Source organism: Terriglobia bacterium (assembly GCA_020072565.1).
Taxonomy (GTDB): Bacteria; Acidobacteriota; UBA6911; order UBA6911; family UBA6911; genus JAFNAG01.
This window is the reverse complement of sequence record JAIQGI010000005.1, coordinates 96,902-119,156: the sequence shown is the minus strand read 5'-3', so window position 1 is coordinate 119,156 and position 22,255 is coordinate 96,902. Positions and strand designations below refer to the sequence as shown.

The following is a 22,255-nucleotide window of genomic DNA, read 5'->3' as shown; positions in this document are numbered from 1 at the left end:
GCGGGCGTCAAGCATGAGGGATAACATATGACCGACACATGCGGGAATTATATTGACGGCAAATGGGCAGCGGCGCGCAATTCATTCAGCTCGACGAATCCGGCAGATACGCGCGACGTGATCGGCAGGTTTGCGGCGTCGGACGTCGAAGATGTGCGCCGAGCCATCGATGCCGGCGAAGCCGCACTGCCGGCCTGGAAAGCGCTCTCGGGCTTTGCGCGCGGCGAGTTTCTGCGCAAGGCCGCCGACATTCTCCAGCGCAGGCTTGAGGAAGTCGCTCAAGCGATGGTGCGGGAAAACGGAAAGACCATCGCGGAAGCGCGCGGCGAAACGGCTCGAGGTGTCGCCCTGCTTCGGTTTTATGCGGCCGAGGGTGTGCGCCCGTGCGGTGATGTCATCCCTTCGGTGAATCCGCGCACTTTCGTCTACACGACCCGCGTGCCTCTCGGGGTCGTGAGTGTCATCACCCCCTGGAATTTCCCGATAGCCATCCCCATCTGGAAGATGGCCCCGGCATTGGTTTACGGCAACACGGTCGTGCTCAAGCCGGCGAGCGCAACCCCTCATTGCGGCGTGCTCATCGCCGGAATCTTCGAAGAGAGTGGAATCCCGCAGGGGGTGCTGAACCTGGTCACCGGCGTGGGATCGGTCATTGGCGACGAACTGGTCAAGAATCCTAAGGTTCACGGCATCACGTTCACGGGTTCCAATCCAATCGGCCGAAGGATCGGAGCCTGGGCCGCGGAACGGGGGGCTAAGTTTCAGCTGGAAATGGGTGGTAAGAATCCCGTTATCGTAATGCCGGACTGCGACCTGGAGCAGGCGGCGACCTTGACCCTGCGCGGCGCTTTCGGCTACGCCGGCCAGAAGTGCACGGCAACATCACGCGCCATTGTGCTCGAGGGAATCTACGACGCGTTTGTTGAAAACCTGCTGGGCAAAACCAAGGCTCTGAAAGTCGGGCCAGGAACAGATGAGGGCAATTTCGTTCCGCCCGTTGTTTCCGAAGAGCAGCATCGGAGCATTCTGAACGCGATTGAAAAAGGGAGGGCCGAGGCGCGCCTGCTGTGCGGCGGCGGTGTCCCGGCCGGAGAAACCTACGCTCACGGTTTCTACGTCGAGCCGACCGTTTTTGCCGATGTTCCGGCCGATTCGTACCTGGCACAGGAGGAAATCTTCGGCCCGGTGCTGGCAATTATGCGTGCCCGGAACCTGGACGAAGCGATCGCTCTCGCGAACCGGGTCCGTTTCGGACTCTCGGCTTCGATCTTCACGCGTGATCTGAATGCGATGCAGGATTATGTGGGCAGGATCGAGGCCGGGGTCGTGAAGGTCAACAGCGAAACCGCCGGGATCGAGCCCCAGGTCCCCTTCGGCGGAATGAAAGAATCGTCCTCCCATTCGCGCGAACAGGGGCGCGCCGCACTGGAGTTCTTCACAAGTATCCGGAGCGTTTACATGGACCGGGCAGGACTTTGAGACCTAAAGACTGAGGGCTGATCATGAAACTCTGCCGCTTCTGGAGGCCGGATCGAAGCACTGCCGTGGGTTTGGCTGTGGGAGATGAAGTTTACGATCTGAGTGCCGTCGATGCAGATCGGTATGGATCATTCACAAGGCTCGTTCATTCCGAGGACCTGGCAGAGGAACTCCGCAACGTTTTTCCCAAAGCCGGCAGACCCTGCTGCTCCTGGTCGGAACTGGACCGGCCGGCGGGACCCGATATGCCACACCTTCTCGCACCCATTACGAGGCAGGAGGTCTGGGCCGCTGGCGTGACGTACCTGCGCAGCCGTGATGCCCGCATGGGAGAAAGCCCTGAAGGCGGATCATTTTACGACAAGGTGTATCATGCGGCGCGGCCGGAACTCTTTTTCAAGGCGACGGCTCATCGCGTTTCGGCTCCCCATGAGCCGGTCCGAATACGCCGCGATTCCAGCTGGAATGTTCCCGAGCCTGAACTCGTGCTGGTAGTCAACGGCAGGGGCACCCTGGCAGGATTTACGATCGGCAACGACATGAGTTCGCGCGACATTGAAGGGGAAAATCCGCTCTACCTGCCACAGGCCAAAGTCTACAAAGGATGTTGCGCGCTTGGCCCAGCAATAGTGCCGGCCGGGGCAGTCAAGGATGCGCGTGCGCTCACCATCCGGCTCCAGATCAGCCGCGGCGGCACCATTGTTTTCGAGGGAAAAACATCGATCGCAAAGATGAAGCGAAACTTCGACGAGCTGATCGAGTATCTCTTTCGCGAACAGGAATTCCCAGACGGCGTCCTGCTGATGACGGGCACCGGCCTGGTGCCGCCCGACAGTTTTACACTTCAGAGCGGAGATATTGTAGAAATCACGGTCCCGGAAATCGGCACCCTCCGCAATCCCGTGGCCTAAGGCGGGATTACTGCTTTCCTTCCTTGCGCTTCCGGTACTCTTCGTACTTGGCGGGGCCCAGTTTCTGCTTCAGGAACTCCTCGTATTCCTGGATCAGCGCGGGATCTTTCGGGCTGCTGTAGATGTCCGTTGATTTGTACTTGTTCTGGTCGAATTTCATTCTGGTCCACTCGTCGTGAATGTGCGTGATGATGGCATTGTCGACGAGAGCCTGGACCGACTGTGGCGGAATGAAGTTGACCCCCTCGCGATCCCCGAAAACCACATCGCCCGGCATAACGGTCGCGTTGCCGATCCGCACCGGCACGTTAATGCCCGTCACCATGAGGCCCTGGATCGCCGGCGGAACCGCGGCTCTGAAATAACCGGCCATGCCAAACGATGCGATACCTTCAAGGTCACGGATGGCGCCGTCGATGACAAATCCCGCCCCCGTCTTCTTCCAGATGTAGTAAGCAAGGTTATCACCAATGATCCCGCCGGCGTTGATGTTTCCTCCGGCATCAATGACGATCACATCGCCGGCCTGAAGCACATCAAGCGCGGATTGATGGTTGAGCGGAGTCGCATTCCCCTTCTTCTTCCAGTCTTCTGCATCCGGACCGGCCACATCCGGCCGTGTGGGCATCAATTGCAGCGTAACGGCCCGCCCGATGAGCTTCCTGCCCGGATTCAAAACCTGGAAGCCGGACACGAACGTGACGCGGGCCCCGGCAGGACCGGCGCCGCGTCCCGCTCCCATGACCTCTTCCGACGACATGTTGTTGAACTCCTTGAGCAGCGCATCCGGAACCTTGGGCCTGCCGTCGGGAAAGCGGTCGAACGGATTCTGTGCGGTGTACTTGATCATCTCCTCACGGGTCAGGGAGTTGATCTGTGCCAAGGCAGGCGAGGTGAAAACAAAAACCGCCCACAAGGCAGCAACGATCCTTATTTGCAGTCTCCACATAGCCATAACCTCCGGATCCGTTTCATTTACGCATCATTTGACACTTGCGGCGAGCTTTTCCGTTTCCGCAACGCCGTTGTTCCCTGACGGCAGATTGGCGAATCCGCCGACGAAACTCCCTTTCCGGAAAACGCACATCCCGTTCAGGTACTTGTCCGTCGCCGTGAACGCCTCCTCGGCGATCCGGACCGGCGTGGTTTGTCCGAAGCGCTCCTTCAGTTTGGCGAACACCTGAGCAGCGGATTCAGGGGATGATTCGCGGACAAGAAAGCCCTTGCCCGACTGGTATTGCGCGACATACCCGGTCTTCAGCAATCGCAGTCCCAGTACGCTCTCCGGCACCAACCGTATCGAGTCCGAAATCAGGTTTTCCGTTGGGAACCACCCGATGGCGTCTGGCAGGGTCGACCGCCCCTGTATGTTCTTTTCAATAACAGAAAGGAATGCCCGGAGTGTTGCGCTGAAGTCTTTTTCCGGATTGGCGGAGATTTCGACGTAATACTTGTCCTTGACGAAAAACCCCTTCCTCGGTGTGATCTGGCCCGATGCGCCGATCTTTTCAGTCGGCAGCCGGGGATCGCGGGTGGAGGTGAACATCCCGTATGCGAACTCGGCGTCTTCCATTTCGGAGACATCGATATTGAGCGTGGCATCTCCGGACTGGCAGCTGATCCCCTTCATCCCGACGAAATGATACAGGAGATACGCCTCGGCGTTGCCATCCATGTAGTCAAAGAGATTGTCGGGCCCAAAGCTCCGGGCTGGACCTTGCTGTGTCCATCCCGGGACTGCCGTGCACGGCGGCAGTTGAGCCGCCGCCGTGCCGACGAACATCAAGACGCCGGCCGCAATCATTGCGATTTTCATGCGAACAGCTCCTGTGCAGTTTGCAGCCGTTCCGCCACTCGGACTCCATTCGGGCAACGGATGGTGCAGGTACCGCAATCCTTGCAGCGCACATCCCTCACGTCCGATGGAAGCGCAAGGAAGCTTTCACGAGCAAGCTGAAATTCTCCATAACCCTCTGAATAGCTCAGGTAGCGGAGCATGTCGGACACCGGCAGGCCTTTGGGACACTGGCCGGCGCAGCTGCCGCAGGTGCGGCAGTACAGCGGCCGGATGTATTCCAGTTGGGCAAATAGGATTTTCTGGTCGGCATCTGAGAAAGGCACCGTCATGGCCTTCATGTTCTCATCCAGCTGCTCCATGTCGGTGATGCTGGGAATTGTGGTGCCTACATTCTTGTTTTTCAGAACCCACTTCAGCGCGGCCAGCATGGCGCCGTCGCGCTTCAGGGTATCGTACAGCTTTTGACCCGGCTTGGCGGTGCGGAAGCCGCCGGCCATGACCTTCATCGCCACAATGCCCAGCCCCTGCTTTATGGCCGACTCGATGACCGCGTCCATTCCGGGATCCATGCTGAAGTTGTAGGAGGTGAGAATCACATCGAAATGAGGCAGCTTTTCGATCACCGCCGGGAACAGCGCGGGCTGGCCTGAGTGAGTGCTCACTCCGATGAATCGTGTCTTGCCGGCTTTTTTGGCGATCTGCTGCGCTTCCAGAAGCCCGTCGGACAGATCTTCCGGCCTGCTTTTGCCGTGCAGATACCAGATATCAACATGATCCGTTCCCAGTTCGGTCAGGCTTGTGTCCAGATGCTGCAGCGCTTCTTCCTTCGTTCTGGCCCCGGTCTTGGTGGATAGAACGAGATCCCTCCTCTTCGCCTTCAGGGCCGCCCCTACCATGCGCTCATTGTTGCCGTTTTGGTAGCTCCGCGCCGTATCGAAATAGGTGATGCCGAGGTCGGCTCCTCGTTCAATCACGCTCGGATCGGAAGTGATCATGCAGCCAAATCCGACACTCGTCACCTTCAGACCTGTCTTGCCTAAAACGCGATAACTCAGCCCGGCAGGCGATGCCAGAAGTGGCATGGTGTCTTTCGGTCGCGTTTTTGAGGTTGATGCCATGGCCGCAGCCGGGAGTGCCATACCAGCGGTCACCAGGAAATTCCTGCGCGATGCCTTGTCGTTCATATACCCCCCTTTTCTCCTTGCTCTTTAAGCATCAACCAGATAGTGATCGGAAATCGGTGTCACCCAGCCGAGGTTCAAGGGCAACTCCTCCATCGGGCCTCTCCACTGAAGCATCAGATCGACGTCCGAATGGAGACGGTATTTCTTCTGAACGGATGCGAACTGGGCGCCGCGGATGTCGATCCTGGACAGGTCCCATTGCCCGATGCCGACTTCGCCGCAATATTTCAGCCAGCCAAGCCACTCCGGGTCGACTCCCATCACTTCCGCGCCGACGCGGTCCGCCGCCACGAAATCGGTGGAAGCGATGGCGACACGAGAGGGGACGGGTGTTCCCGAAGCGGGCCCGTTACCTTCCATGCCTTCGTAGCCGTCGATGACGGCTACGCCCCAGTGCGCCTGCAGTCTCTGCGCCGTCAGATACATGTTATAGATGCCCTGACGGATTCCGACGTGATACCGCCGCTTGTCGTTCCACCGCCGGGTATCTTTGGGACCCTGGTGAAGCGGCGCACCCAATACCATATTCTTGATGGACAGCGTGACCACAGCCATGTTGTGCGTCTTCAAGCATGCTGCGCTGAAAATGAAAGCTTCCGGGTCGACCAACCGCGCCGCCAGCCTCACCGGCACGACGTGGATGTCGTAATCGATCAGCGGCAGAAGCACATACTGCCCCTCTTCGTTCAGGTCCAGGAGGCTGACTTTCCCGTACTCCTTGGTCAACGCGGGGTATTTGAAGAATTCGAATCCCGTCATGGTGTTGCCGGCCGAAGATTCCGCGATGATGACGGGACCTTTGAAGCGTCGTTCGAGGTAATCGAGAATGCCGCGCAACGCATCCGCGTGTGTGGCCGCCAGCTGATTGTTGGTTGCAACGTTGTTAGGCTTGATTACTACGTACTTCTTACTTTTTAGCTTCGGCTTGATCTGCTCGTCGATTGCCATCAGGGCTTCATAAACGTTCTTGCGGCGGTCGTCACCGTGGACAAGCGATACGCTGGAACGCGTGGCTACTGCCGGGAACGGATCGGGGTGCCCCCGCGGCGTGCGGCCGGTGTCGCCGAACGGCCTTGCTGTTTGAGTCTTGGGCTGCTGCCGGCTTGCCCAGGCGTAGCGGCTCCCAAGCATGGATCCTGCCGCTAATCCTGCCAGATGAAATAGACTCCTGCGTGAAAAAAGCCCGGACATGATGGTTCTCCTTTGCGATGGATGCTGCACACTTATAAATGTTGATCGGCCCCGCTGTCAACGAACAGTGAACCGCATTTTCGGACTAGTACCCTTCCGGGATGATCCAAAAGCTCTCCTTCCAGGAACCGCCCGGCGGGATACTCTGCAGGTCCCTGAACAGCCCCGCATGCGCCAGGTTGAAGACATTGGTCGTGCCGACCATGGGCTCAAAACAGATAAAATTGCGTCCCGGCGGGGAGTATATGACCGCGACATCGTATTTTGCGCCGAAGACGATCCTGATCTTCTGTTGTTTCCCCTGCACCCAGAACTCGGCGTGGCCTGCGGCGTCTCGCACGAGGTCGGTGAATCCGGTGTCGAGGGCCTGGCCGCGCAGCGGTTGAGGATCGGACAGTGTTGCCGGCCTCATCTCTCCGGTCGGAATGAGCGCATCCGAGACCATCACCTGGCTTCGTGCCGGCACATGAATCCTGCAGTCGTCGCGCGGCAAATCTTCGATCTGGTAGTAGGTGTGGTAGCCCAGCGAGAGCGGCATGGAATCCGAAGACAGGTTTTCAACTGCGGTTTCCACTTCCAGGGCGCCATCCATCAGGCGGTAGGTCACCTCGATGTTGTGCGCGAAGGGGAATTGGGCCATCCAGTCCGGCCGGCGCCAGAACTCCAGGCGGGAGGTCACGGTGGCCGATCGGCCGTCGGCCTGAATGCGGATCACCTTCCATTCCCGTGCATAGACCAGCAGGCCGTGCATCGGATTCTTGTTGCCATCGTAGCGGTAGTTTTTGAGTTCCGGATTCAGCAGGAATCTTTTTCCATTGGCCCAATATCCATCCCCTTGGATCCGGTTTGCCCACGGGGCCAGCAGCGGATTGCCCAGCATAACCGGCTTGTCAGCAAACTCCTTGAGATTCTGATACGGCGACCAAAGGACGTGCTTGCCGTTCGCCTTGATCTCGTAAGCGTTGTTGCCGAGCGACGGCACAACGGAAACCTCGATCTTGTGCGCGTTGTCCTTAAGCTGGATCACCTCGATGCCGTCGATCGTGACCTGCTGTGCGGAATAATTACTGGCTTGCATCACGAGGGGCACTAAGAAAAGAAGATACAGGATTGTGGAATACATAAGTTCTCCCGATATCCACGAACTTGTCGATCAGATCGCCTCAGGAGCGATCGCTGATCTCACGCTTCGCTTTATTCAGCCATTCCGGATTGATGGTGACCCCCCAGCCGGGACCGGCGGGGATTGCGACTTTGCCGTCGCGCACCTGCAGCGCCGGCTGGTAAAGGTCCTTTGTCCATGGGTCGTTCTCGATTGTGAACTCCACGTGCGGCCCTGCATTGGCAATGGCGCCCATCATATGTAGGGCAAAAACCGTGACCATGGAAAGATTCGCGGAGTGCGGCACGCACTTGAGCCCCGCCATTTCCGCCATCGCGGCTACGCGGAGCGCCCGGGTGAGTCCGCCGATGTAGCAGATGTCCGGTTGGACGATATCCACCGCGCGCATGCGGATCATGCGCTGCCACTGGGCGAGGTCGTTGTCCTGTTCGCCTCCCGCAACCGGGATCTTCAGAGCCTCTGCGACCTGAGCCGTCCACTCGAGTTCCCAATAAGGACAGGGTTCTTCAAAATGCCCGAAATCGTGCTGCTCGAGCATCCGGCCCACCTGAATAGCCTTGGGCGGGGTGAAGCAGCTGTTGCCGTCGCCCAGAAACGTGACTCCGGCTCCCAGCGCCTTGCGCACCGCCGGGATGAGGGCTTCCGTGCGCCCGGGCCACTGATCTTCGTCGTGCCCGTTCACCTTTCCGAGCCGGACCTTGAAAGCCATGAATCCCTGGCTGTCCCGCAGCCGCAGCAGGCGTTGTGCTTCCTCCTCCGGCTTGATGGTACGGCTCATGCTGGAACCGTAAGCCGGGAAAGGTCCGGGCTTCCCTCCCAGCAGTTCACATACACTCTTGCGCTCTCGTTTGCCGAGCAGGTCCCAGATGGCCGTGTCCAGGCCTGTCAACGCACGGCAGATGAAGGACCATGGATATTTGTAGTTCTCCTCGATGCACTGGTCGACGAGCGTGTTCAGATCGGCCGGGTCCCTGCCCAGCGCCAACGATGCGATCTTCCTGTGCAATACTGTGGCAGAGATATCGACATCATAGGGCGAAAGTTGACCGTATCCCTCCGATCCGTCATCGTTGCGGACGCGCACGATCCCGAGGTTCGTCCCCTGGGTGAAACTCTCGATGCTCTTGATCTTCAGTCCGGTCTTGCGTCCGAGTGCGGACACGTTAGACGTCGATCCGCCGACGACAGGCGGCAAGTACTGCCGGGCTGCGGCGGGCCCTGCATCCGGCAGAACGGTGGCGCTGATTCCTGCGGTGGCCAGCGTTTTCACAAAAGCGCGGCGATTTGTCTTCATTTGGGTTCTCCCGTTTCTGGCACTAATCTACTCGAAAACGACTTCAGACCGGCACGATCCAGGGAATCACATACGCGTAGAGCATGACGAGCAGGCCGACCAGCACCGCGAGGACTATGCTGTGCTTGAAAATGAAGCGGAACATGTCGGCTTCTTTGCCCGCCTGCCCGGTAGCTGCCGTCGCCACAACCAGGCTTTGAGCGGAGATCATTTTCCCCATCACCCCGCCGGCACTGTTGGCCGCGCCCATCAAGACCGGGCTTATACTGAGCTGCTCCGCGGTAATTTTCTGCAGATTCCCGAACAGTGCATTGGATCCGGCATCGGTTCCCGTCAATCCCACCCCGAGCCATCCCAACAGGGTTCCGAACAGCGGGAACACCCAACCAGTGCGGGTCAAGGTCAGCCCGAGAATAGTGTCCATTCCGGAATAACGCGTGATGTAGGCCAGTCCAACCATACAACTGATCGCGAGCAGCGAGGGGCCCAGCTGTCGAAAGGAACGAATCAGGATGTCGAGCGCCCTGCGCAGCGATACACCGAGAAACGGCGCCGTAGCGAAAGCGGCAAGAAAAAGTGCAGTCCCGGGCAACGCCAGGAAATTCAGGTTTATCCGCGCCTCTTCTGGTGCGGGTTGCGGCACGACCGGAGGCACGCGGACAACCTGGTTGTGCAGGCCCGGAAGCGGAAAGGTGAGGGCACTGAATTTCAAGTGCCGGTTGATCGTCGGCATGGCATAAAAAAAGATCAGCAGGGAAGCGAGAATGAAGGGCGACCATCCTTTGAGGACTGCACCGACGGAATGCCGGGTCGCGACAACTTGAGCATTCGAGGACCTGGATGCGTTGGTCCCGCCTGCGCAAGCGCTCGTCGCGGTGACCTGGACCTCCCAGGAGTCGCCGGACATGATGTTCCTTGGCCGCCACAACTTGAGGAATCCCACCATGACCAACAGCGAGAAGATCGCGGCCACGATATCGACAAGCCCAGTCTCGCCGTACGTGGCCCACGCAAACTGGACCGCGGCGAAGGAAACCCCGCTGACGACCAGGGCCGGCAACACTTCGCGCGTCTGTTTCCAGCTGAAGCTGGCGAGCATCAGCCACACCGGCAGCATGAGGGAGAACGGCGGCAGAATTCTCCCCAGCATGGCATTGAATGCGTGCTCGGGCAGCCCGGTGACCCCGGCCAGCACCCGCACCGGATTTCCTACGCCGCCCCAGGCCACCGGCGCGGTGTTTGCCAACAGGCAGATCGTCGCGGCCTTAAACGGCGGGAATCCGAGTCCGATCAGGAATGAGCCAGCGATGGCCACGGGTGCACCCCCGCCGCCGGTGCCCTCCAAAAAGGCGCCGAAACAGAAGGCAATCAGGATCATCTGCAGACGGATGTCTTGCGAAAGAGAGGCAATCGATTCCTTCATGACCTCAAATTGGCCGGTTTCGAGCGCGACGTTGTAAAGGAATATGGAACCGATGACAAGCCAGGCGATCTGGAAAAAGCCGAATACGAATCCGTGCAGCGCCGCGTTGGCAATCAAAGGCGCGGGCATCCGAATCGCGAGTCCGGCGAGTGCGATTGCCATAACGATGCCTGCCAGGGCTGCGATCCACACCTTTTTCTTCAGCACCAGAAGTACGAAAAACAGCGTCAATACCGGCATGGCCGCCATTGCGGTCGAGGCCGGCCAGAAGTGCAGGGGATCGTAATTTTGGCTCCAGGGCATTTTCCCTCCGGATCCGTAAACGCCACCGATTATAATGAAAAACCTCTTATATCAAATCTGGGGTCTCACCGATGAGACAAATCGCACGCTTCCTTGTGGCGACGACATTCACGGCGTTGGCGATTGCCGCGTGGTTTGATCATGGTATTGGAGAAACTGTGCACCCGTCAGGGTATGTCGTCTATGTCGGCACCTACACTCGGCAGCAGAGCCGGGGCATCTACGCCTTCCGGTTCGATCCGGCGGCTGGCAAGGCAGCAACCGTTGGCCTGGCAGCCGAGGCCGAAAATCCGTCGTTTCTCGCCATCCATCCGAATCGGCAGTTTCTGTACGCGGTGAATGAAATCTCCAATTTCCAGGGAAGAAGGGCCGGCAGCATCAGCGCCTACAGGGTGGGCAAGCGGCCCGCCATGCTACAGTTCATCAACAGGATGTCGACGCAGGGTGATTCGCCCTGCCACGTGACCGTGGACAGGACCGGAATAGCTCTGTTTGTGGCCAACTACGGCGCCGGCAGCGTCGCCTCAATTCCTATTATGAAGGATGGCAGCCTGTCAGACGCATCCAGCCTGGTGGAGCATGCCGGCAGCAGTGTCAATCCCCAGCGGCAACAGGGACCTCATGCCCATGAGGTCGTCCTCTCGCCCGACGGCCGACTCGGCCTCGTCCCGGATCTGGGTCTCGATAAAGTGTTTGTCTATGGATTTGACAGAGCGCGAATTGCGTTCTCCACGCCGCCTGTGTTCGCAGCGAAACTCGAGCCAGGCTCGGGGCCGCGCCACCTGGCTTTTCGCCCGGATGGCAAATACACCTATGTCGTCAACGAACTGCGCTCCACCGTGACCGTTTTTGCGTACAGCCGGAAAGAGGGATCATTGACGGAACTGCAGACCGCCTCGACTCTTCCGAAGGATTTTGCAGGGACGAGCACTTGTGCCGAAATCGCCGTCCATCCCAACGGCAGGTTCCTCTATGCTTCCAATCGAGGCCACGACAGCATTGCCGTTTTTGCCATTAACAGGTCAAACGGCACGGTCGTTCTACAGGGGCAGGTGCCCACACAAGGCAAGACTCCGCGCCATTTTGCGATCGATCCGACGGGAGGCTGGCTGTTAGCTGCCAACCAGGGATCCAACAACGTAGTGGTATTTCGGATTGACGCTCGTACCGGGCAACTCGCGCCGACGGGTGAATTTGTCGTCGTTCCTTCTCCCTCCTGCATTATCTTTGTCGCATCCTGACCTCCGCCTGCCAGCGCGAGGCCGCGAGGACGCAAAGTCATCGTGGAGGTGCGTTGCTTATGCTTTTGCGTTTCTCTTTCAAATCCGGCCGAATTTCGCGATCGCTTCTTTCAGCGATTTGAAGCGCTCGATGAACGGGTACATCGAGTGCTCGGTGAAATCCAATTCCTGCGCTTTCTTCAGGATCTCGCCGGCTTTTTCGGCCGGAACCACGACGACGCCGTCTTCATCCGCCGCAATGATATCTTTTGGCCGCACCTGAACCCCCGCGCAGGTCACGGGGATATTGACGCCAACGCAGCGATAGTGGCCGACGGTGGTGCCGGGCGATACGCCGCGGCCGTAGATAGGAAATTGTATGCGCTGGATCTGCGGCAGATCGCGGATCGAAGCGTCCACGACCGCGCCTGCAAAGCCGCGCACCTTCATGGTCGTGGCCATCAGCCCGCCGACGGCACCGAAGTCCAGTCCATTTTCAAGCACGATGACGTAAACCGAACCCGCCGGCGAGTTGTCGATGGCATCAATCATCCCCTGGGTAGCGGCCGCCCCTTCCTTTTGCTCTTCCTTCTTGAGAAGAACAGTGACCGCAGGTCCGGCGAATTTCGTTTTGAACAGCGCCCGCATATCGTGATGCATGTAGTTTTGCCGGCCGTACAGCTGTTCGATCGCGTCGGCAACCGAAGAGACCTCGGTCTGGCGAAATCCCTCGATCAACGGATCCTCGGCAGCCGGCGCGGACCTCCAGAATGCGACAGCCGCCAGTATCATGAAGGCAAACACCACAAACAGAATCGATCTTTTCATGTGCAAATCCTCCCTGAGGGTATGCGGGCCCATCATACACGTCAAACTTGCGTTCTTCCTATGCTCTTCATTTTCGGGCGGCCGCGCAGCCCGGAGCCGAGCACGTGAGTGAGAGCTCCTTTTTATGGATGTTCATGTCGCATCTTCTCCGAAACCAACCGACTGCGGCGTCGCCTGTTTTCGCGTGTGAATAAACACCTATTTTGTACTATGATCGGACAAAATTTCCTTATTGTGGCGCCAAGTCAGGTGGAGATCTGCACCCATCACGAGTGGACGCGCATGAAAATCGACGAGGGGAGGTACAAATGCAGCGAGATATACGGCGCCCCGCGCGATCCGCAGCTCCGGCAGGAACATGAGGAGTATCTCAAACAGAGGCTCGCTCTGTTCCGAAAATAAGTAGGCCCCGTCCGCCGGACGGGGCAGGGGATCGAATAATCCCGAGCCCTGAGCGCCGTGCGGCGCCCGGCGCCCACTTCGCTCGCCCATTTTCATGCGTCTTTGGGTGCGCCACGGCGCGTGAGGGACTGCTTCGAAAACAGCGGGAGGTGAGACAATGAGCTCTGCGCACATCTCACGACGCCAGATCATGAAGGCCATTGGCGTGACGGCGCTCTCCGGCCAGGCGGCCTCCGCTGCGGCCGTCCGCGCATTTCAACAGAAGCAGGCCGTCGGCCCGGTGCACGCGCCCAAGATCTGCATGGGAATTTCCAGTCGGTCGAATGAGGCCGATATGCGCCGCCTGAAGCAGCTTGGCGTGGATTATGTGCTGATGGGCGGACCCGCAATTCCCTGGCAGGAATCCACCATTCGCAGCACCATGGACCGGCTCAAACAGGGCGGCCTGACTGTCTGCAATATGATGATCTCAGGATTTCCCAGCACGATCTATGGAAGGCCGGGCCGTGACAGCGAGATTGCCAAGGTCAAAGAATCGATTGCAGCCGCGGGAAAAGCCGGATTGCCTGTCGTGGAGTACAACTTTTACGCTCACCGGGCCATGGAAGGATATTTCGAGGTCACTGGCAGGGCCGGCGCCGGCTATACCGGTTTTGACTACGACAAAATGAAAGATTTGCCGCCCCTCCCCGAGGAAGGCGCCCGCAAGCTCGAAGAAATGTGGGAAAACATCACGTACTTTCTCAAGGCCGTGATTCCTGTCGCCGAGAAATCCGGCGTCCGGCTTGCGTTGCATCCGAACGATCCGCCGGCGCCCCTCAGCCGGGGGTCGGAACAGATCATGGGGACTATCGAAGGGTGGAAACGCCTGATAGAGACGGTGAAGAGCCCGGCCAACGGCATCACGTTTGACTGCGGTGTGACGCGCGAGATCGGCGGCGATGCTGTTTCCGTGTGTCGTTACTTTGCCACCCGGGATCGCATCAACCACATGCATTTCCGGAACGTGCGCGTGCATGTCCCGCGCGAGAAATACGAAGAGGTTTTCATCGACGAGGGCGAAGTTGACATGTTTGCCGTTATGAAAGAAGTCGTCCGGAACCGCTACGGCCTGGCCATATATCCCGAGCACCCGCGAGCGCTGGACTACGACCGCGAGGTTGCGAAGCCATCAGGAGGACTGCGCGGATATCCGGGCGGCGGCGGCTACGCCGGCGACGTCTTCAACGTGGCATACACCCGGGCGATGCTGCAGGCGGCGATCGTCTCGGTGCGGTAGAGATTGGTGCACTACATGGAAGCGGCATCCACATCGCTCTCTCAATAGGAGCACTTATATGTACCAGCTTCAAACGCGCAGGGAATGGTTGATTCGCACAAGTTCGGCAGTGGCGGGCGCTTACCTGGCCGGAGTGCCCTCGATCTGGACGGTCACCGCACCCACGGCTCCGGTCGCGGTCGCAAAGTGCATGACGTACGATTCCGCGGAGCTTCTGGTGGTAATGGCGAAAATGTTCGATCGGATCGGCGGCCTCGGGCGCGTCGCCAAGGGAAAAACAGTAGCCGTCAAGGTCAATCTTACCGGCGGGCCGGACAACCGGCTCAATGGCCAGCCGCTGGAAGATACGCACTACACGCATCCTCAGGTGATTGCCGCGGCCGTGCATCTGATCGGCCAGGCGGGTGCTCGCCGCATCCGGATCTTGGAAAGTCCGATGTCCACGGCGGGTCCTGTTGAAGAATACGTCTCCCGGGGTGGCTGGAACCCGCGCGACATCCTGGGCGCCGCGGCCAACGTCGAATTTGAAAACACGAATTTCCTCGGAAACGGCAAAAAGTATTCGCGGCTGAAGGTGCCGTTCGGCGGTTATCTGTTTCCGGCCTATGATCTGAACCACTCGTATGAAGACTGCGACGCCTACGTCAGCGTGGCCAAGATGAAGGAGCATGCCACGGCGGGCGTGACACTTTCGATGAAAAACAACTTCGGGATCACGCCGGCCTCAATCTATGGATCCGGTGGTGGAAAAGAAGAGCCGGATGAGAACCCGCGATCGTCGCGCCAACTGATCCACACGGGCGCCCAACAGCCGGCCAAGCCGGCGCCTGCCGAAAAAGATCCTAAATCTCCACGGGATGGAGGCTATCGCGTGCCCCGCGCGGTTGTGGACCTGGTTGCGGCCCGCCCCATCGACCTTGCCATCGTGGAAGGGATCAGGACGATAACCGGCGGCGAAGGACCATGGGTTCGAGGAGCGCTCACAATTGTGAATCCCGATGTGATTGTGGCCGGGAAAAACCCGGTGACCACCGATGCCGTGTGCATGGCTATCATGAACTTCGACCCGATGGCCGACCGCGGCACTCCGCCATTCGAGACCTGCGACAGCACCCTGCGCCTGGCGGAAGAAATGGGCCTAGGCACGCGCGACCTGAAGCGCATAGAAGTTGTCGGCACTCCCGTCAAGCAAGTGATGTTCGACTTCGCCACCATCCGCAGACAGCGGCGAGCCGGCAAGAAATAGGCGGAACTGGGACCGCGGGCGTCTCGCCCGCATCGGACAGCGGTTGACTCCAAAGTCGTACTTGATCACTGAACCGGCGGGCGGGATGGTCCCCGCCCACGTGTGAATGGTGTTTTTTGAATGAAGGAGGACTCCTGGATGATGAAAGAATCCGTGGGAAGGCTGATGGGGAGGCGTGAGGTTCTCCAGACGAGTGCGGCCGCATTCACGAGCGCATCCCTGGCAGATGGCGAATTCGACTCCGTTCTTCAGTTCACGAAAACGGCTTCCAAACCCTCGGAGTTGAGAATTACCGATCTTCGTGTGGCTGTCGTCGCACGGGCGCCGATGACCTGCCCGATCATCCGGATCGACACCAACCAGGGCATCTCCGGATTCGGCGAGGTGCGTGACGGCGCCAGCAAGACATACGCCCTGATCCTGAAGAGCCGGCTTCTCGGCGAGAATCCGTGCAACATCGACAAGACCTTCCGCAAGATCAAGCAATTCGGTTTTCACGCCCGCCAGGGGGGCGGTGTTTCAGGTGTCGAAACGGCACTATGGGATCTTGCCGGGAAAGCCTACGGCGTGCCCGTGTACCAGATGTTGGGAGGCAAATTCCGCAACCGGATCCGCTGTTATGCCGACACAGACAGCTCCCGCGATCCCAAGGTCTTCGCACAGCGCCTCAAAGCGCGGATGAACCAGGGATTCACCATGCTGAAGATGGACCTCGGCATCAACCTGCTCCAAGGGATTGCCGGAGCCGTCACACGCCCGTTGGGCCAGACGGACGCCGAAGTGAACCTCACCGAGCACATGTTCACTGCCATCGACATCACCCCGAAAGGGATCGAAACTCTGGCCGACTACGTGGCCCAGGTGCGTGAAGTCATCGGCATGGAAATACCTCTGGCCGCGGACCACTTCGGCCACATCGGCGTCAACGCTTGCATCAAGCTGGGCAAAGCGCTGGAGACGTACAACATGGCGTGGCTCGAAGACATGATCCCCTGGCAAAACACCGAGCTCTGGAAAAAAATCACCGATGCGATTGATGTGCCGACCTTAACGGGCGAAGACATCTACCTCAAAGAAGGGTTCGTCGAGCTGGCAAAGAACCACGCCGTGGACATGCTTCAGCCCGACCTGATGACTGCCGGCGGGATCCTCGAGACCAAGAAGATCGGCGACGCCTGCGAGGAGCTCGGAGTTCCAATGGTACTGCACATGGCGGGGACGCCAATCGCCTGCATGGCAGCCGTCCACTGCGCCGCGGCGATGGAAAACTTCCTGGTCATGGAAAACCATTCCGTGGACGTCCCCTGGTGGGGAGATATAGTGAACGGCATTGAAAAGCCGATCGTCAACAAAGGCTACATTGCCGTCCCAGAGGGGCCTGGTCTGGGCATTGCCTCGCTCAACGACGAGGTGATACGACAGCATCTCCAAGAGCCCGGATATTTCGAGCTCACGACGGAATGGGACCGGGAACGCTCGAATGACAGCTTGTGGAGCTGATTTGACCGTTTCGGAATTGGTAACGGAATCGCACTAAGTTAAGGAACTGACGCTCATGACATGGACGTGGTCTTGGGCGTGGTCGTGGTCGTGGACGAAAAGCACGAACAAACGATCCGACAGAACTCCAATCGTGGCAAACACGGGAGCTCAGTCGTCCACGGCTACGACCACGTCCACGACCACGAGATGTGCGCCCTAACTTAGTGCCATTCGAATCGTCATCGGAATCGGTATCAGACGAAGCGGAATAAGGAGGCGGTATGAAGCGACGGGAGATATTGGAAATGGCCGCGATTGGCGGCGTGGGTGGATGGATATCGTCCGCCGAAGCGATGGCGCAGGAGAAGCCGGTCCAGGCTGTCCGTGGAATGCCTTCCCCAAAGATCAGGGATATATCCGTGATCACCACGCAGCCCGGCGGTGTGCGGCTCATCGTAGTCAAGGTTACAACCGACCAGGACGGGCTGTACGGGTACGGGTGCGCCACGTTCACACAGCGCGCCGACCTGGTGGTGCCCGCCGTGGAGAAATATCTGCGGCCGCTGCTGATCGGCAAGCCGGCCGACCGCGTCGAGGACACCTGGCAAATGTGCTACAACTCGTCCTATTGGCGCAATGGCCCTGTGCTCAACAATGCGATCAGCGGCGTGGACCAGGCGCTCTGGGACATCAAGGGACGCCAGGCGGGCATGCCTGTGTACCAGCTCCTGGGCGGCAAATGCCGCGAAGCGGCGGCGAGCTACACGAGCATCGGCGGCAATGATGTATCGCAGATCATCGACGGCGCCAGGAAAGCGATGGCCCAAGGGTACCGCTACATCCGCCTGCAGATCAGCGTGCCCGGCATGTCCGGCTACGGGGCTGGGTCCGGGCCGGCTTCGGCGCCGAAAGCGCAGGCTCTTCATAATGATCCGGTCTTCGAGCCCGGCCCATACATCCGGCGGGCGTTGAAGATGTTGGAAGAATGCCGTAAGCAGCTTGGTGACGACATCGAACTGCTGCACGACATTCATGAACGCGTGTCGCCGCGGCAGGCGGTTCAATTCGCCAAAGATGTGGAACCGGTGAAGCTCTTCTTCCTGGAAGACGCGCTCTCGCCTGAGGACATCGCCTACTTCCGGCAGATCCGCCAGCAGTGCAACACGCCGCTGGCCATGGGAGAACTGTTCAACAGCCCGCATGAATGGGTGCCGCTCATCTCCGAAAGAATGATCGACTATATCCGCATTCATATTTCCCAGGCGGGCGGACTGACACCTTGCCGCAAGATCGCGCAACTTGCCGAACTCTTCGGAGTGAAAACAGCGTGGCATGGGCCCGGGGATGTCTCCCCAATCGGCCACATGTGCAACCTGCACCTGGACCTGGCCAGCCCGAATTTCGGTGTCCAGGAAGGTGGTGTAATACGCGGTGTGGAAGCGGAAATCTTCAAAGGTTGCGAGACTTTCAAAGATGGATACCTCTACGCCAACGATTCACCGGGCTGGGGAATCGAAGTTGATGAGAAACTGGCGGCAAAATATCCTTTCCGGTCTGACGCCGCCCGTGGCGGCCTGAATGGCGGCTGGGGCGTCATCCGCCGCCTCGACGGCACGGTGATTAAGCAGTAATATCACAACACCTCATGGACAATGGTTCGTTCGACGGGTCTTATTCCAAGGAGAGAACGGTCGATGAGTCTGCTCAATCGTAGATCGTTGTTCCGAAGCGCTGGCGCGGCCCTGGCCGGCGCCTTCAGCCTGCGCGGGCTTTCCGCCGCCGTGCAGGAAACCGCCACGCAGTATCAACGGCCCAAGCTGAAAATCACCGACGTGAAGACAGCGAATCTCCCGGGCTTCCACGTTCGAATCTACACGGATCAGGACCTCGTCGGGGAGGGAGAAGGGGTTGACGCGGTCAGCGGCGCGGCGGGCATCATCGCGGGCTTTCGTCGTTCCCTGATCGGCCAGAGTCCCTTGAACATCGAAGCGATTTGGGAACGCATCCGGACCGGCGGCACCTTCGCCGGCGCGCAGGCGGGCCAGTTCACGGCGGCGTTGACCGCGGTGGAGATTGCGCTATGGGACCTCGCGGGAAAGTCTCTGGGACTGCCGATCTATCAATTGATGGGCGGCAAGGTGCGGGACCGCATCCGCGTCTATTGCGATTCCGGCGTCAACAACCGCAACGACCCTCAGGCCAGGATGTTCATCCAGCAGATCATCGACAACGGCTTCACCATGGCCAAGATCGACATCGATAACGCGGCCGACCCGGCGCGGTTCGACCGTGTGAACTGGACTGCCAACAACGCCGAGATCGACCACATGGTGGACAAGGTGGCGTTCATGCGGGAATCGCTGCCGAAGGCGATCGAATTGGCGGTGGATATGCACGGCCGGTACGACTTGGGCACGGCCAAGCGTGTGGCCAGGGAACTGGAGCCCTTCCGGCTGGTGTGGCTTGAAGAGCCGGTTCCGGCCGAGAACATCGATGCCATGCGCGACGTCCGTCAGTCGACCCATACGCCGATCTGCTGCGGCGAAAACATCTATATGCGGTGGGGCTTCAGGGAGTATCTCGAAAAGCAGGCCGTGGACATCATCATGCCCGACGTTCAGAAGTGCGGCGGCCTGCTCGAGGCCCGCAAGATCGCGGATATGGCGCACACCTACTACACGCCGATTGCGCCGCACTCCCAGGCGTCTCCGATCGGCGCCATGGCGACGGCCCACGTCATGGCCTGCTGCCCGAACTTTCTGGTAGTGGAATGGCACTGGGGGCACCCGGCGGAGCGCTGGAACCGGTGGAAAGAGTTTGTCAGAGAGGGGGACATCATTCAAAAGGGCTACATCACGGTGCCGGACCGCCCCGGCATCGGCGTCACCATGAATGAAGAGGCGGTACGAAAAACGCTCGGCCCCGCCGGCCGCTGGTTTGATCAGAAATAGGGGGACAGGCTACGCAATTCCCGAATTAGGATCGGATCACTTAGGGAACTGCGATACGCGGACCTGCGAGCCGCGCTGGAAGAAGCCGGCGTCTATTTCGAGGGCTGAGCTGCGGTGGGGGCAGCTGTCGCTTACTTGAGGCGCTTGGCGACCAGTTCCTCGGTCGCAAACTCACCAACCTGTCGTGTGAATTTGATCTCGTCTCCGGAGATCTTCCCCTTGTATGAGATAGAGATGGCGTTGCCCTGGAAATCCAGCATCTCGACGAAGGAAACCTCTTCCCCGACTACTTTCACATCCTTTAAATCCGCCTTGTGTTTTTCCCCCATGATCTCGGATTCTGCGAGGCCGATGAGCTTCTCTCCTACGACTCGAAAAGTGAAAGTGTAATTCTGTTTGCCGATCTGGGTATCGAACTCAGCCTGCCATTTTCCGGAGATATCGACAGCTCCAAAGACAACCGAGGCGGCGAGTATCATGGATGTAACTAGGGAAATCCTCATTTGAAATTCCTCCTTGGTTGGCGATTGCGCCTGATCGCATCTCACTCATGCATCGAGCGAATGGAACTGATTCCGTGATCCCGCTGGGAAGAATCGGCACACTCACATGATACGACTTTCGTATGGGGTTCGGTCGCTTTTCTTGTTTTGTTGCATTCCGATTTCGCAGGCCCGATAAAGTGCGATAGGTCAACTACAACACGGAACTGTATACTTCGCAAACACACAGACACCTTTGCGGTTCAGTTTCCAATCCGTACTGGATCCGAGTGGAGCGCTTTTATTCCCCCGCCCACTTCGGCGTCCAGATGCGGTATTCGCCGCTGCAATGCAGCAATCCCATCAGATACCACATGCCGTCGTAATACCGGTACTGCCCTGATGGGATCGACGCATTCCAAAGAGCCTCGACGAACTTCGCCGCGCGAGGCTGAGTAGCCGCCAGACTGGCTACCGCGTTGGTGGCCACCAGCGCGGTTGAGTGGGAGGCGCCGGTCTGGTTGCCGTCCAATGTGAACCGGTTCCCGTATGTCTCCATGCCCTTCGACTCGAAGAACGCCTGGATCTTGTCGCTCAATTGCCGCTCTCGGGGGTCGGCTGCCCACCAGGACCAGTCCACCGCCCAATTTGCGGCAGTCCTCCAGGCGTCGGGCCCGAAGTTGGCAGAAGCTTTGTTGAAGCCACTCGCCACCGGCGTGCCGTCGAAGTTGGCGTAATCGGGGGTCAGGCCGGTCACAGGATGAGTGACCTTCTGGAAGAAATCGCGGCTGACTTTGACTGCCTCGGCCCAGAAAGGCCTGTCGGCGGGAGGCCCCCAGCGGGCCCAAAGCTCGTAGAAGGCGGGGAGATGATAGGAAGGATCGGTGTGGTCAGGCCGATTCATGTTGGGAGTGAAACGCACCATCTTGTGTTCGGCGTTGAAGTGGGCGCCTTCGGTCGTCTGACCCCGGCCCGTAGGACCCGTGATCACGCCGCGGTTCTTCATGTCGCCCAAAAGCCGGTCAGCTTCCGCCTTGTAGTTGTAAATGCCGGTCCCGTCACCCCAGCGCGCAGATGCGAAGTAGAGGGCCATGACCCAGTACTCTTCGCCGTCAGGCGCCGGCGATTCGCTGTTGGGCTTTCCGTCCGTCTTCATCGACCAGGAGAAGAACCCGTAGGCCGGGTGCGTCGGAGAGCTGTTGTACATGTACGTCTTCGACCAGTTCCACAACGCATCGAATTCAACCCTTTTGTTCATCTGCACCGCGATCATCATGCCGTAGGACATACCCTCCGAGCGCACGTCCTTGTTGTTGATGTCGCTGAGGTACGCCAGCAGCCCGTTTTCATTCCTGCCGGTCTCGTAGTACACGGTCTGAGTGTTCGGATCCCCGTGAAACAGCTGCTGGAAGGCGGCATTGATTTTCGCGGTCACTTCGGATTGCGAATGACCCGCCTCGACGAAGAGGTTTCGATAGCACCCGGTGGCATAGGCGCCCGTAGCCGGAGTGCCGGCGGCGGCAGGTGTACCGCCCTGATTCTTCCGCACGGTCTGACCGGTCCCTTCCGCTCTTAGCGATTGCCCTGACTGAGCCATCGCGGCTGACAGCGCCAGCAACAATGCAATGATTGTTCTCGGCATCCCGTTCCTCCCTGCAG

At 59.1% G+C, this 22,255-nt stretch carries 18 protein-coding genes; 8 read left to right on the top strand and 10 right to left on the bottom strand.

From position 1 onward, the window contains the following. The first annotated feature begins 27 nt into the window (after positions 1-27). On the top strand, positions 28-1,479 hold the full coding sequence (locus tag LAP85_04455) for an aldehyde dehydrogenase family protein (GenBank protein MBZ5495630.1): 1,452 nt from the start codon (positions 28-30) through the stop codon (positions 1,477-1,479). Positions 1,480-1,502: 23 nt separating this feature from the next. Beyond that, a complete protein-coding gene (locus LAP85_04450; GenBank protein ID MBZ5495629.1) occupies positions 1,503-2,390 on the top strand; it encodes a fumarylacetoacetate hydrolase family protein in 888 nt (295 codons plus the stop codon). Positions 2,391-2,397: 7 nt separating this feature from the next. Here LAP85_04450 and LAP85_04445 read toward each other — a convergent pair whose 3' ends face one another. The 7 genes from LAP85_04445 to LAP85_04415 form a co-directional block, all read right to left on the bottom strand. After that, on the bottom strand, positions 2,398-3,339 hold the full coding sequence (locus LAP85_04445; GenBank protein MBZ5495628.1) for a dimethylmenaquinone methyltransferase: 942 nt from the start codon (positions 3,337-3,339) through the stop codon (positions 2,398-2,400). Positions 3,340-3,372: 33 nt separating this feature from the next. Next, complete coding sequence (locus LAP85_04440; protein ID MBZ5495627.1) at positions 3,373-4,206, bottom strand: hypothetical protein; 834 nt, start codon at positions 4,204-4,206, stop codon at positions 3,373-3,375. Then, a complete protein-coding gene (locus LAP85_04435) occupies positions 4,203-5,372 on the bottom strand; it encodes an aldo/keto reductase (GenBank protein MBZ5495626.1) in 1,170 nt (389 codons plus the stop codon). The genes LAP85_04440 and LAP85_04435 overlap by 4 nt, the downstream gene beginning before the upstream one ends. 24 nt (positions 5,373-5,396) lie before the next feature. Further along, positions 5,397-6,563, bottom strand: a complete 1,167-nt coding sequence (locus LAP85_04430) for a DUF362 domain-containing protein (GenBank protein ID MBZ5495625.1) — start codon at positions 6,561-6,563, stop codon at positions 5,397-5,399. An 85-nt stretch (positions 6,564-6,648) separates the two neighbouring features. After that, the gene (locus LAP85_04425; GenBank protein ID MBZ5495624.1) at positions 6,649-7,686 is read right to left on the bottom strand and encodes an aldose 1-epimerase; all 1,038 of its coding nucleotides are present in this window, start codon (positions 7,684-7,686) and stop codon (positions 6,649-6,651) included. A gap of 40 nt (positions 7,687-7,726) precedes the next feature. Further along, positions 7,727-8,821 carry a mandelate racemase/muconate lactonizing enzyme family protein gene (locus LAP85_04420; protein ID MBZ5495623.1) on the bottom strand — a complete coding sequence of 365 codons (1,095 nt, stop codon included), beginning with the start codon at positions 8,819-8,821 and terminating at the stop codon, positions 7,727-7,729. Positions 8,822-9,023: 202 nt separating this feature from the next. Then, positions 9,024-10,706, bottom strand: coding sequence for an L-lactate permease (locus tag LAP85_04415; GenBank protein ID MBZ5495622.1), 1,683 nt, complete (start codon positions 10,704-10,706; stop codon positions 9,024-9,026). A 71-nt stretch (positions 10,707-10,777) separates the two neighbouring features. Here LAP85_04415 and LAP85_04410 point away from each other — a divergent pair, with 71 nt between their 5' ends. Continuing rightward, positions 10,778-11,947: a lactonase family protein gene (locus tag LAP85_04410; protein ID MBZ5495621.1), complete on the top strand. Its 1,170-nt coding sequence runs from the start codon at positions 10,778-10,780 to the stop codon at positions 11,945-11,947. Positions 11,948-12,025: 78 nt separating this feature from the next. Here the strand turns inward: LAP85_04410 and LAP85_04405 are convergent, their stop codons facing one another. Next, a complete protein-coding gene (locus tag LAP85_04405; GenBank protein ID MBZ5495620.1) occupies positions 12,026-12,718 on the bottom strand; it encodes an RraA family protein in 693 nt (230 codons plus the stop codon). A gap of 628 nt (positions 12,719-13,346) precedes the next feature. Here LAP85_04405 and LAP85_04400 point away from each other — a divergent pair. The 5 genes from LAP85_04400 (at position 13,347) to LAP85_04380 (ending at position 20,114) form a co-directional block, all read left to right on the top strand. After that, positions 13,347-14,435, top strand: a complete 1,089-nt coding sequence (locus LAP85_04400; protein MBZ5495619.1) for a mannonate dehydratase — start codon at positions 13,347-13,349, stop codon at positions 14,433-14,435. Between the two features lie 58 nt (positions 14,436-14,493). After that, a complete protein-coding gene (locus tag LAP85_04395; GenBank protein ID MBZ5495618.1) occupies positions 14,494-15,681 on the top strand; it encodes a DUF362 domain-containing protein in 1,188 nt (395 codons plus the stop codon). A gap of 165 nt (positions 15,682-15,846) precedes the next feature. Further along, on the top strand, positions 15,847-17,181 hold the full coding sequence (locus tag LAP85_04390) for a mandelate racemase/muconate lactonizing enzyme family protein (protein ID MBZ5495617.1): 1,335 nt from the start codon (positions 15,847-15,849) through the stop codon (positions 17,179-17,181). A gap of 371 nt (positions 17,182-17,552) precedes the next feature. Then, positions 17,553-18,794, top strand: a complete 1,242-nt coding sequence (locus LAP85_04385; GenBank protein MBZ5495616.1) for a starvation-sensing protein RspA — start codon at positions 17,553-17,555, stop codon at positions 18,792-18,794. A gap of 63 nt (positions 18,795-18,857) precedes the next feature. Beyond that, positions 18,858-20,114, top strand: coding sequence for a mandelate racemase/muconate lactonizing enzyme family protein (locus LAP85_04380; GenBank protein MBZ5495615.1), 1,257 nt, complete (start codon positions 18,858-18,860; stop codon positions 20,112-20,114). 131 nt (positions 20,115-20,245) lie between these two features. Here the strand turns inward: LAP85_04380 and LAP85_04375 are convergent, their stop codons facing one another. Beyond that, on the bottom strand, positions 20,246-20,617 hold the full coding sequence (locus LAP85_04375; protein ID MBZ5495614.1) for a hypothetical protein: 372 nt from the start codon (positions 20,615-20,617) through the stop codon (positions 20,246-20,248). Positions 20,618-20,897: 280 nt separating this feature from the next. Then, positions 20,898-22,238, bottom strand: a complete 1,341-nt coding sequence (locus LAP85_04370; protein MBZ5495613.1) for a glycoside hydrolase — start codon at positions 22,236-22,238, stop codon at positions 20,898-20,900. Between the last annotated feature and the right edge of the window lie 17 nt (positions 22,239-22,255).